Genomic DNA, 12,870 nt, shown 5'->3' with positions numbered 1-12,870 from the left:
TTAAAAATTAAATCCTACTTTAAAACCTAAACTTCTGCTAGTTGCGTAACTCATATCTTCAACACCACTTACAAAACCATTTCCTTGTACTGCTAATTGTTCAGGATCAAAATGTGGATTTTCTGTAATTACAAACAGGTTGTTTCCTATAAATGAAAAGTTCATTGTTGACGTATTTTTTAGCCCTAAAAAACCGCTATTTAATTCTAAAACATAACCAATAGAAAACTGACGCAATTTTAAAAAGGAAGCATCATAAACGTTATTTTCTTCGTGATTTCTATCATAAAATTGTCTGTAATAGCTTTCTGCAGAAACTGCAACTGTGTTGGGTTGCCCAGTATTTACGTTTACACCTTGCGCAACAATTCCTGCCTCTGGTCTAAAAGAAGTTTCTGCTAATTGCCCACCAACATTACCTAAAGCTCTTGTTCTAGAAACGATTTCTCCTCCTTGTCTCCAATCGAATAAAAAACTTGCATTCCAGTTTTTATAGGTAAAAGAGTTGTTCCAACCTAAAGTAAAATCTGGGTTGTAATTCCCTATTTTAATCAACTCATTATTGGCAATGTATCTTCCATTATCATCTAAAAGAAATTCACCTTCTGTATTTTTCTGATAACCAGTTCCATACATGTCTCCAACTTGTCCTCCTTCTTCAACTTGAAACCAAACAGTTTGGTTAGCACTATCGTAAACTCTGCTATAAGCCAAAGTTAAACGTCCATCATTTTGAGGTAAATCTTTAATGATTGATTTATTTGTTGCAAAATTAAAAGTGGTGTTCCAGGTAAAGTTTTCATTTCTAATTGGTGTGCCTCCCAAAATAATTTCAACACCAGTTGTATTTACTTTTCCACCATTAATTACTTGCTGATTATAACCAGAAGAAATAGGAATTGGTAAAGAAATAATTTGATCTTTTGTGGTTGCATTATAATAAGTAAAGTCGATATTTAATCGATCTTTAAAGAAACGTACATCTGCGCCAAACTCATAAGAAGTTGTTATTTCTGGTTTTAAATTTGCATTCGGAATAAAATTTTGATTGCTAAATGTAGGTTGCCCATTAAATGGCGTTTGCGACACAAAAGCACCAGAAGTTTGGTACGGATTTGTATCATTACCAACTTGCGCAACACTTGCTCTCAATTTTGCAAAAGAGATATTTTCTGGTAGTTTTTTATAGTTTGATAAAATAAAACTTGATGAAATTGAAGGATAAAAGAACGAGGTTCCATCTACAGAAAAAGGTGTTGCTAAAGCACTAGACCAATCGTTTCTGCCTGTAACATCAACAAATAAATAATCTTTGTAACCAAATTTTGCAATTCCGTATAAAGAATTAATTCGTTTTTTAGATTCAAACTCAAAAACTTCTAAAGGCGAAGCTGCATTGTTTAAACTAAAAATTCCTGGTTGCGCTAAATTGGTAGTTTGTGTTTGTTTTGTAGATGCAGTTTGGTCTAATCTGTTTCCTCCAAAAGAAACATCAAAAGAAAAATCTCCAAAATTATCTGTATAATTTACCAAGAAATCTGTGTTAATTTCTCTGTAAAAAACATCGTGTTCTGCATACGCTCCATTTTTAAATCGATTGCTGCTAAAATTACGTTTGAATTCTCTTACTTCAGAAGAATAATCCATTCCAGAACGTAAAGAAACACTCAATTTATCTGTAAATTTATGATTGATGTCAATATTTCCAAAAACACGATCTCTGTTAAATGAATTGGTATTTTCATAGAGAATAAAAAATGGATTATCAAAAAAAGTATAGTTGAAAGAATATTGCTGAACACCTTCTAAACCTGGTTGCCAATAATTGCGCAAACTATTAATATTTAAAGAACGTGGACCCCAAGCAACTATAGAATAATTTACATTTTCACTACCATAACCATTAGAAGGTCTATTGTCGCTATTAGAATTTACATAGTTTATAGAACTTGTAATTTTTGTTTTTTCTGATGGATTAAAATTCAATTTGAAAGCAGCCGTTTTTCTGTTTAAATTAACCCCAGGAATTATAGATTTACTAGCCAAATCTGTAATAGATAATCTGTAAGAACCTCTTTCAAAACTATCATTTATTGCAATATTATTAATGGTTGTAATTCCTGTTTGATAAAAATCTTTTAAATTATTTGGATTCGATTTGAAAAGAGTAGGCGTAATTGGTAAACCTGAATACAAAGAAGTATCTCCACCTCTAACCACAGTTCCATTTTGTAAAGTTACTGGCGAATCGAATTGTGGAATTAAATTTCCAACATCTAATCTAGGTCCCCAAGAATAGGTAATATTATCATTGGTTCCTCCACCTAAACCATCTACATATTCGAAATTTCCAGAATTTCCTTGTCCATATTCATTTTGAAATTCAGGCAAACGAAAAGCAGAATCGAAAGTGATAGATGAATTTATACTAATTCCTAACCCTTTTTTCTCATTTCCATCTTTGGTTCTAATTACAATAACTCCATTAGAAGCACGAGTTCCATACAAAGCTGCAGCACTTGGTCCTTTTAAAACAGTAACAGATTCTATATCATCTGCGTTTACTTCCATAGCTCCATTTCCAAAATCAATTTCTTGAAAACCAGCAGCTGCTTCATTGGTAAAGTTCAAAACTGAATTGTTGTTTATAGGAGTTCCATCTACCACAAAAAGTGGATTGTTATTGGAAAAAGAAGCTTCTCCACGAATGGTTATTTTAGATGATGAACCAACTCCTGTTGCGCCTTGCGAAATAGTTACACCCGCTAATTTTCCAGATAAATTATCTAGAAAATTTACAGTTTTTACCTCCGTAACATCTTTTGCTTTTATTTCTTGCACTACGTAACCTAGCTCTTTCGTTTTTCTGTTTAAACCTAAAGCAGTTACTACAATTTCATCTAAATTAGTTTCAATTTCTACTAATTCAATATTGATAATTGTTTGAGTACCAACTTTTATTTTTTGCGTTTTATAACCTAAATAAGAGAAGGTTAAAACTGTATTTTCATCGGAAACTTCTATGGAATATGTTCCATTAATATCTGATGTGGTTCCATTTTCTTTAGATGATGAGATGGTTACAGAAGGAATTCTATCACCTGTAATTTTATCGGTAATTTTACCCGAAATTTTAATTTGTGAAAAACTGATACTCGTGAAAAGCAATGTCATCCAAATAAAAATGATTTTCATTACATATGGTTTTTTGTGAAAAATTGATTGTTTGTAATATTGATAAAAATCAATATTAGAGGTAATTAATCAAAAATAAAGGGAGAGCCTTTGTTAAAATGTTTAGAAAATGATTTTTCTAAAGTATAAAGTGTATAAAGATTGTTGGTTTTTTTATCAATAAAAATAAATAAACATAAAAGTTTAAAAATTGAATACGAAAGCTTTCTAAAACTGTGAATAATTTTAAAAATATCATCTTTAGTGTCTAAATCATTTAAGATTTCTAAAAAAGAAATATGTACTTTTTGGTTTCTTCCAATTTGAGTTACGTACGATTGCAAACGATTGGTTTGCCAAGGAAATTTTAAAAACTCTTCTTTTTGAAACTGATTTTTATGAATTCCCATTAAATAAAAACCGCCATCTTTTGAGGGCCCTAAAACCAACTCATTTTTTTCTAATTGTTGAACTGTATTAATTAAATGATGTGTTTTTAAATGTGGAGTATCATTACCAATAGTAATAATTGTTTCAAATCCTTTTAGAAAAACTGCCTCAATGGCATTTGTAAAACGCTCACCAAAAGAGTTTCCTATTTGGTTTTTTTCTGAAAAGTTAAAATACTCAATTCCAGATTTTTTGACCATATTTAATGTTTGCTTATTTAATTCAGTAAAAAATTCAGCAGAAAGAAAGTTTTTTCTCTCAGCATCTATTTTAGCAGAATTTGCAAAAATTAATATGGCAGTTTTATGTTTCATTTTTTAATCCTGTAAGGTTTCTAAAACTTTATAGGTTTTTTATTACTATTTTTTTATTGTCCCTTCAAGGAATCCTCATTCTTCGGAAATACCTTGCAGGTTTTTATTAGGCAACAACACCTTGACAACTGCTACCTGCACCAGCTGTGCAGCCATAACAATGTTGATTGATGATGATATTTCTGTTTTGTAATAATTCCTCGTTATAAGCTGAAATGTGCTGCACTTTGCTTGCTACTTTTAAATTCAACATTTGATTAAAATCGCAATCGTACAACCAACCATCCCAACTTACTGAAATCGTATTGGTGCACATTACGTTTTGAACAGCTGCAGGATTGTAAGCATCCACCAAAGCTGTCATATAATCTTCGTAATTTTCAGACGCAATTAAGTAATCTAAAAAACGACTGATGGGCAAATTTGTAATCGCAAACAAATTGTGAAAATCAATTCCAAAATCTTCTTTCAATGCTTTTTTGAAATCATGTTCCAATGCATTTTGATTTCCTGGCAAAAAAGCACCTGAAGGATTGTACACCAAATCCAATTTCAAATCAGAGTTTGGCATTCCATAACCCACTTCATTTAAGGATTTTAACGCTGCTATTGATTTGTCAAAAACCCCATCTCCACGTTGTTTATCCGTTTTTCCTTTGGTATAATGTGGCATAGAAGAAACCACATGCACTTTGTGTTTTTTAAAAAAATCTGGTAAATCCTGGTATTTTTTATTGGCTTGAATAATCGTCAAATTTGAGCGCACAATAAAATCTTTGATGCCAACTTTGGATGCTTCTTCTACAAACCATCTAAAATCTGGGTTCATTTCTGGTGCACCACCTGTTAAATCAAGGGTATGCGCTGCTGTCTTTTTGATGACTTCCAAACATTGCATCATGGTTTCTTTGGTCATGATTTCTTTGCGATCAGGGCCTGCATCCACATGACAATGTTCACAAACCTGATTGCACATATAGCCCAAATTGATTTGTAAAACTTCCAATTTTTTGGGACGTAAAGGAAACTGTTTTGTTTCGTTTATTTTTTCAGCAAAAGTGGGTAATTCTCCGTTTTTAAAAATTCCGTTTGATAAAATTTCGATTTGTCTTTGCGTATTTGCGATATCGTTATTTCGTGCTTTTAGCGATTTCTTCATTCAATTCGTAATTTCTAATTCGTAATTCGTAAATAATTTACATCTCCAATTTATTCACCACATTCATCATTTGAACACCATGCACCAAAGTTGCGCCACTTTTTATTGCTGCTCCAACATGAATAGCTTCCATCATTTCTTCTTTAGTAATTCCTTTTTGCAAACCATCTTTTGTATAAGCATCAATACAATAAGGACATTGTTCAGTATGCGCAACAGCCAATGCAATCAAGCTTTTTTCGCGAGCAGAAAGCGCACCATCTTCAAAAACTTTTCCATAATAATCGAAAAATTTTGTCCCCAGTTCTTCACTCCATTCTGTGATTTTTCCGAATTTTCTTAAATCGGCTGCATCATAATAATTTTTTGACATCTTTTAAATTTTTATTGTTTGTTGATATTCCAATCGTATTGAAAAAATTGAATATTGGCTGTTGGATTGATTTTCGTTTTTGAATATTGATTTAAATAGGCAATCAAAGAACTTTTTTTGATAAAATCAGATTTGAACCAGTCAAAAATAGCAGATATTTCTATAGTATTTGCACTCAATTTATTTTTTGAGGAATCATTTATAAATTCGTGCATCAATTTTTCTAATTCTGAATCAATGTTTTGCTCTGTAAATGCCACGTTTGATAATTTTGGACAAGAAATAGAAGCGCAATTTACACCTACATGAATTCGAGGATCTATGAATTTTTTTCGTAAAATTTCATGTTCTAAAAAATCTAAGGTGATTGTTTTTCCTCCAATTTTTACAAACGGAATTTTCCAAGCTGTTTTTTCGTCCAACTTGATATCTGTGATACTTTTTAATGGATAATGCTCTAGAATCAACAAAATTGTATAAGCATTGTATGCATTGATATAAAACGCTTTTTGTCGATTTTCAGACCAAGTTTCCTCAGGAATTGTTTTTTCTAGATACTGAATGTATTGTTGCAGTTTTGGGAAATCTTTTTTGAATTCTTGATAATTCACCAAACCTTCTTTTGAAACATGTTTTTGTAATAAATCATGAAAAAAACTTGTTTGCGAAACTGCTTGAAAATCAACAAGTATCAACAAAAAAATCAATAAAAAGTGCTTCATAAAAAAAGTTTCAATGCTTTTTTAGACGCAATTGTAATTGTCAGATTACAAAATTAGTCTAGAATTTCTTCATTAATTTTTAAGTTGAATCGTTTTTTGAAATAATACACTGCAACATATAAAAAAGGCGTGTCCAATAAAGCAATGATCATTTTAAAAACCACACCACTAATCATCAAACCCCAAAATTTATCCCAATTGATAATTCCGAACGAACATAACAAAATCAAAACGGTTGCAGTATCAATGAATTGAGAGGAAAAAGTGGAAAAATTATTTCGCAACCACAAATGTTTTCCTTGGGTAAAATCTTTCCAAAAATGATACACACGAATATCGATAAATTGCGCAAATAAATATGCCATCATGGAAGCCAAAACTGCCAAAGGTGCTGCACCAAAAACATTGACAAATGTAGTATCATTCACTTGCGACCAAGAAGTGGCAGGAACTTCTTTGGAAACATAAATAATTAATAATGAGAAGAATGACGCAAATATTCCTGCAATAACCACTTCATTTGCTTTGCGCTTTCCGTAGATTTCTGATAAAATATCCGTAATTAAAAAAGTCAAAGGATAAGGCAGTAAACCTACAGAAACCTCAAAAAGTTTTACTCCATAAATTTCCATATTGAATGGATACCAATAAAAGAATTTTTGAAAAATAAGGTTTGAAGTAACTAAAGATGCTATAAAAAGTGCTGCAAGAATTAAATAAATTCTATCTGCTAATTGTTTGTCTTTTTGATTCATAAAACGAAAATACTAAATTTTATTTTTGTTTCAACATTAAAGTGATTTATTAAACAAAAAATCCCACATAAAAGTGGGATTTTTAAAATAGCTGTATTTTTTACTTCGTTTTATTCAACAAAATAGGCTCACCAAAACCCAATTCTTTCATTCGTTCTAATTGTGTTGCAGCATCACCCACTATCAACCAAATCATTTTAGTTGGATTTACATATTGGTTTGCCAATGCTGAAATTCGTTCTTTGGTCATGTTTTTCACTACTTTTTCTCGGTCTTTTACGTAATCAGGATTCCAACCAAAATCACTAATATTTGACAACATATTCAACTTTGCGCCAGCAGTTTCAAATGCACGTGCATTACTTTTAATTAGGAAACTTTTGGTAGTTTCTAAATCTTTATCAGAAAAAGTAGTTGGATATTCTTCCAAAATTTTCTTAACCAATTGCGCTGATTCCAGCGTTACATTGCTTCTTACGCCACTTGAAATCGTAAAAACTCCTTTGGCTTTTGTGCCAGAAAAGTTGGAACGAATTCCATAGGTATATCCTTTTCCTTCACGCAATTCTTGCGTTAATCTTGAGGCAAAACCTCCTCCTCCAAGAATGTAATTCATTACGTTTGCAGGATAAAAATCAGCCTCAGTGGCAGCTAAAGCTGGCGTTCCAAACTGCAATACAGATTGTTTTGCATTGGGAATATCATAAAAATAAACCACTGATTTTTCAGGAGCATTTGGAGTTTCGTATACAGGAATTTTTACTTCTTTTGGCAACCAATTTGCATTTAAACTTTCTAAAGAAGTGACCACTTTTTCCTGTGAAATATCTCCAACAACCAACATTTTTGCTACAGATGGAGAAATGAAATTTGTATAAAAGTTTTTCAAATCTGTCAAACTCATATTTTCGATGGAAGCAATCGTTCCCAAACTATTTTTTGAACGAATGTTATCATTGCCATACATTAATTCATTGTAAATGTTTGCTGCAACTGCATTTGGATTCGCTTCTTGTTGACGCAAATTTGCAATCGTAGCTTTTTTCAACAATTCAAATTCGGTTTCATCAAATCTTGGCTCTAAAAGAATTTCCTTTACCAAAGCAATTGTTTTGTCGTAATTTTTAGTCAAAGTTGTTCCGCTAATAGTGATGTTTTCAGTTTCAGAATTCACAAATATAGTGGCACCTAAAAGTTGAATTTCGGCTTCTAATTCTTTGACTGTTTTATTTTTAGTGCCTTTATTCATCAAACTAGCAGTCATGTTTGCAACACCCAATTTGTCAAAAGATTCCAATAATTGTCCTCCATCAATTGTCAAATTAAAACGCACTAAAGGCACTTCATCATTTTCAATTCCATAGATTTTCAATCCATTTTTCATACTTGATTGATATACTGTTGGAACGCTTAATTCCAACGTTTTTCCATAAGGAGGCTCCACACTTCTGTTAATTTTTGAAGGTGTTTTGGTGTAAGTTGCTTCTATTTTCGAATCAAAATTTTCTTCTGCTCCAATCACAATTTTTTCTTCAACAATAGCAGCCAAAATGGAATTTGAAAGTGCTAAATCAGTCTTATTTTTTGGCACAAAACTCGTAGCAAAGTAGTTTTTGTTTTTAATGTATTTTTGATACACTCTCATCACATCTTCTTTGGTAACTGCCAATGTATTGTTGATATCTTCAGTTACAAAACCAGGATTTCCTGTATATGTATTGTAAGATGCCAATCGTGTTCCTTTGCCTAAAACACTTGACAAACTGCTATAAAAATTGGTTTCTTGAGACGCTTTTATTCTATTCAAATCTTTATCTGAAATGCCTTCTGATTCAAATTTTGCAAATGCTTTTTCAATTCCTGCTTTTACTAAATCTAATTTTACTCCATCAAAAGATCTCACAATCAATTGTGTTTGTCCAGCCAATTCTGAAATATAATTGAACATAGATGTGTTTGACGTCAGTTTTAAATCATCGACCAAAACTTGATTCATTGGAGCTGATTTTCCACTTGTTAAATATTCAGCCAACACTTCAAGCGCATACGAATCTGGATGATACAATTCTACAGTTGGCCAAACCATAGTCAATTGAGGAACTCTTGCAAAATTGTCTTCGTAATATAAAAACTTGGTTTCAGGAACAATTCCCGGTCTTTTATCTAATGCAGGAATGTCATTTCCTCTTGGAATTTCATCAAAATATTTGTGCACCCATTTTGTAGCTTGTTTGATGTCAAAATCTCCTGACAACACTAAAGTAGCATTGTTTGGCACATACCATTTTTTGAAAAAAGTCTTTACATCATCCAACGTTGCATTTTGTAAGTCTTCCAAAGAACCAATCACTTCCCAATTGTAAGGATGATTGGTTGGATATAAATTTTTGCCAATTACATATTGATTGTGACCATAAGGACGATTGTCAACACTTTGTCTTTTTTCGTTTTTTACCACTTGTTTTTCTTTCGCCAACACTTGGTCAGTAACAGTATTGATAAACCAACCCATTTTGTCAGCTTCAGCCCAAATCATTTTCTCTAAAGCGTCTTTTGGAACTGTTTGCAAATAATTTGTTCTGTCTCTTGAAGTGGAACCATTGGCTCCTGAACCACCAATTCTAGCAGTCATTTTATCCAATCCACCTTTTCCTAAATTCTCAGATTCTAAAAATAATAAATGTTCAAAAAGATGTGCAAAACCAGTTCTGCCAGCAATTTCTCTTGCTGACCCCACATGAACCATCAACTCAACTGCCACAACAGGATCTGATTTGTCCACATGAAAAACAACATCCAAACCATTGTTCAATGTTATTTTTTTATAATTGATACTTAAGTCTGATTTTTTTTCCTGAGAGAACATTTCTCCACCTAAAAAAGTGGTTATCAATAAAAAGGTACTTATTATTTTTTTCATTTGGAATGGAATTTAGGTTATAAAGATATGTGAAAAGTTTAAAAGTTTAAAAGCTAATTGCTAAAAGCTATTTATTCCTTCCTTTTTCGTTTGGATATAAAGAAGGCAAAGAATCACTTTGAAAAATTGCTTTGGTTTCAATATTGATGGCTGTGATTTTTCCTTTGAATGCTGCACCAGTATCAATATTCCATAAATTGTAAAAATTCATAGGCAGAGGTTCATTGTAATTTGTGGTTGGTGTGTGACCAATATAAATTTCATGATATAATTGCAATCTTTTAGGGAAAAATGGGGAAGATTTTTCAATTTTTTTATCCATTGCCAACATCATTTCCCACATAGAACGATCTGTGTAGAAAATTCCTTCATGCAATTCTCTTTCCACGCCATATAATGATGTGAATCCTGCATGCAAAAACAATCGATTTTTTTCATCAATATAATAGACAGGTAAATTTTCAAAAAAAGTGAGGTGTTTCTTTTTCAATTCATCAGAAAAATCTTCATAACTTTCCATGGTTTCTTTGCCTCCATGCAAATACCAAGAAGGATTTACATTCCCATTTTTTAACCAATCTTCGCACCAAACATCATGATTTCCTTTGATAAAAACACAGTTGATTTCTTCCGAAAGTTGGATTAAAAAATCCACTACTTGCGCAGATTCACTCCAACCATCCACATAATCTCCCATGAAAATCAATGAATCTTTATCCGTGATTTCTATCTGATTTAACACTTGTAATAAGGCTTTTAAACCTCCATGAATATCACCAATTGCAAAAGTTCGCATGAATTTTCTTTTTCAGCAAAACTACTTTTTTTTGAAGTTAAATCAGGAATTATATGTTAAAAAACAATTAAAAATTGCATAAAAAAAAGGAATCTTTAACTAAATAGATTCCTTTTCTCAATAGTACTTTCTCTCTTTTTATGAGAATAAAATTGATTATATTTTGAATGAAATAATTGGTAAGGTTGAATGATTAGTTACATCCTCTGCAACACTTCCTTCCATAAAATGTGCAATTCCTGTGCGACCATGGGTAATAACTGCTATCAGATCTGCTCCAACACTATTTGAGAAATCTAAAATTCCTTGCATAATTGTTCTTGCACAAACAAAATGTACATTGATTTTTCTATCCGTATTTCCTTCTAATTTCAATAAAAAATTGTCTGCTAAAGCATCCATTTCTTGAGTGGTTTTAAACGAATCAAAAGGAGGATTCACGTAAACAATATGTTTTTTAGCATTCATTGGCTCCAAGGTTTTTAACATTTTTTGAAATGCAGGAATGCTTTCTTCCGAAAAATCTGATGCAACCACTACATCTGTAAAATCAACATTTGCCATTTCATTTTTGATTACCAAAACAGGAACATTGGCATGTCTAATTACCTTTTGAGTATTGGAACCAATAAAAAATTCTTTGAAACCACTTGCACCATGTGAACCCATAATAATCAAATCAGCATTCACTTCCTTTGCAACTGCATCAACTTCTTTAAAAACTTTATAATGTTTAATTATAGGAACAACTTTCACGTCTTTTAGATAGTCTTTTTTCAAAAAATCTTGAAATCTTTTTTCTGCTAATTTTAAGAAAAACAACGTTTTTTCGTGCAAGTACACTTCACTTTCGGATAAAGACATTTCTTGCATATCCAACATGTGCAAGGCATAAAGTGTTGCGTTATTTTTTTTGGCTAACAAAGCAGCCGATTTTAAAGCGAATTGAGAATGATTTGAAAAATCTACTGGTACAATGATATTTTTCATGAAAATGTTTTTTTGTTTTGAAACAAATTTAAAGGGTTTCAATCGCTAAAAACAGGATATTTATCATGTTTTAGAAAAAATTAATTCGAATGTAATTTTTTAAGTAATTGTTCAGCTGGCTTGTTTTGTGGTGTAAAACGATTGTTGTTTTTGCCGCCAGATTTTTCGTGTGCATGAAACCATTTCCAAACAAATCCTCCTGCAAACCAATCTTCTTTCCAAAACTGATTGTGAATCGCTTGCAATCCATTTACTTGAGCTTGAAAATTGATATTCCCTTCAATATCATCTACTTTCCAAGGTTGTTTTCCATTGAAATGAACACTTCTATATCCATATTCTGTGAATAAAATAGGTTTTTGAAATTTTTTTTGAAGTTGTTGAATTTCGATTTTATGTGGTTTCCAACCTTTTTCAAAATCAGTAACTGTTGGCGTTTCTTTTTCTGATAAAGGAAAATAAGCATCCACTCCAATAAAATCCAATTGATTCCAAAAAGTGAGTTTTTTATATTCATCCCAATTCGCTGCATACGTGAGTTTTCCTTTGTACACTTTTCTAATTGTACGAATTAGTTGTTCCCAAAATTGAGGTCTATTCAACACAAACTTTTCCAATTCTGTTCCAATACAAAAAATTTCAGCATTTATTTTTGCGGCAGATTTTGCATAAGCCACTATAAAATCTTCATAGGATTTTTCTAAAATCTGCCAATTTTCTTCAGATTTCATCTCAATAAGTCCTGTAAATTCGCCTCTCCAAACCCAAATTTGAGGTTTTACCATGATTTTGATTCCTTGTTTTTGAAAAGCTTTTGCATATTGAATCAAGCCATTTTCGGTTTCACCAAACCATTGTCTAGTGCTATTAAAAGTGATTGTTGGGGAAGCCAAATCACGAATAAATCCAAAAGGCATTAAGGCAACATGATTGCTATTTACAGTAATAACTGGCTGAATATGAGTCTGATTGATGCTGTCTCTAGAAGATACAAAACTGACACCATTGATTTTTTTTGATTGACAATTTGCGGAAAATTGCAAAAAAACAACTACAACTAAAAAAAGAATTTTTGCTTTCATAAAGTCAACTAAAATACAGTTAAAATTTGAAATAAAAATGACATTCAATTGTTAAAAATAACATTCGATTTATTATTTAAATTAATTCTAAATTGAGTTCAGCGATTAAGTTCTTATCTTTCGTTTCGACAGAAA

10 protein-coding genes are annotated in these 12,870 nt (G+C 31.5%); all 10 read right to left on the bottom strand.

The window, feature by feature from the left end:
- Positions 1 to 3,195, bottom strand: a complete 3,195-nt coding sequence (locus IU405_RS10045) for a SusC/RagA family TonB-linked outer membrane protein (protein WP_197438477.1) — start codon at positions 3,193 to 3,195, stop codon at positions 1 to 3.
- A 65-nt stretch (positions 3,196 to 3,260) separates the two neighbouring features.
- A complete protein-coding gene (locus IU405_RS10040) occupies positions 3,261 to 3,938 on the bottom strand; it encodes a DUF2064 domain-containing protein (protein ID WP_197438476.1) in 678 nt (225 codons plus the stop codon).
- A gap of 106 nt (positions 3,939 to 4,044) precedes the next feature.
- Positions 4,045 to 5,097, bottom strand: coding sequence for an arsenosugar biosynthesis radical SAM (seleno)protein ArsS (gene arsS, locus IU405_RS10035; protein WP_197438475.1), 1,053 nt, complete (start codon positions 5,095 to 5,097; stop codon positions 4,045 to 4,047).
- Between the two features lie 37 nt (positions 5,098 to 5,134).
- The gene (locus IU405_RS10030; RefSeq protein WP_197438474.1) at positions 5,135 to 5,470 is read right to left on the bottom strand and encodes an arsenosugar biosynthesis-associated peroxidase-like protein; all 336 of its coding nucleotides are present in this window, start codon (positions 5,468 to 5,470) and stop codon (positions 5,135 to 5,137) included.
- 11 nt (positions 5,471 to 5,481) lie between these two features.
- Positions 5,482 to 6,192, bottom strand: coding sequence for a DUF547 domain-containing protein (locus IU405_RS10025; RefSeq protein ID WP_197438473.1), 711 nt, complete (start codon positions 6,190 to 6,192; stop codon positions 5,482 to 5,484).
- 53 nt (positions 6,193 to 6,245) lie between these two features.
- A complete protein-coding gene (locus IU405_RS10020) occupies positions 6,246 to 6,947 on the bottom strand; it encodes a queuosine precursor transporter (RefSeq protein WP_197438472.1) in 702 nt (233 codons plus the stop codon).
- 100 nt (positions 6,948 to 7,047) lie between these two features.
- Positions 7,048 to 9,867, bottom strand: a complete 2,820-nt coding sequence (locus IU405_RS10015) for a M16 family metallopeptidase (protein ID WP_197438471.1) — start codon at positions 9,865 to 9,867, stop codon at positions 7,048 to 7,050.
- Between the two features lie 67 nt (positions 9,868 to 9,934).
- Complete coding sequence (locus IU405_RS10010) at positions 9,935 to 10,663, bottom strand: metallophosphoesterase family protein (protein WP_197438470.1); 729 nt, start codon at positions 10,661 to 10,663, stop codon at positions 9,935 to 9,937.
- 156 nt (positions 10,664 to 10,819) lie between these two features.
- Positions 10,820 to 11,653, bottom strand: coding sequence for a universal stress protein (locus IU405_RS10005; RefSeq protein ID WP_197438469.1), 834 nt, complete (start codon positions 11,651 to 11,653; stop codon positions 10,820 to 10,822).
- An 80-nt stretch (positions 11,654 to 11,733) separates the two neighbouring features.
- Complete coding sequence (locus IU405_RS10000; RefSeq protein WP_197438468.1) at positions 11,734 to 12,735, bottom strand: glycoside hydrolase family 113; 1,002 nt, start codon at positions 12,733 to 12,735, stop codon at positions 11,734 to 11,736.
- Positions 12,736 to 12,870 lie beyond the last annotated feature (135 nt).

The organism is Polaribacter sp. BAL334 (assembly GCF_015767435.1).
Classification (GTDB): Bacteria; Bacteroidota; Bacteroidia; order Flavobacteriales; family Flavobacteriaceae; genus Polaribacter.
The sequence above is the reverse complement of the archived record's forward strand: the minus strand, read 5'-3'. Positions and strand labels throughout refer to the sequence as shown.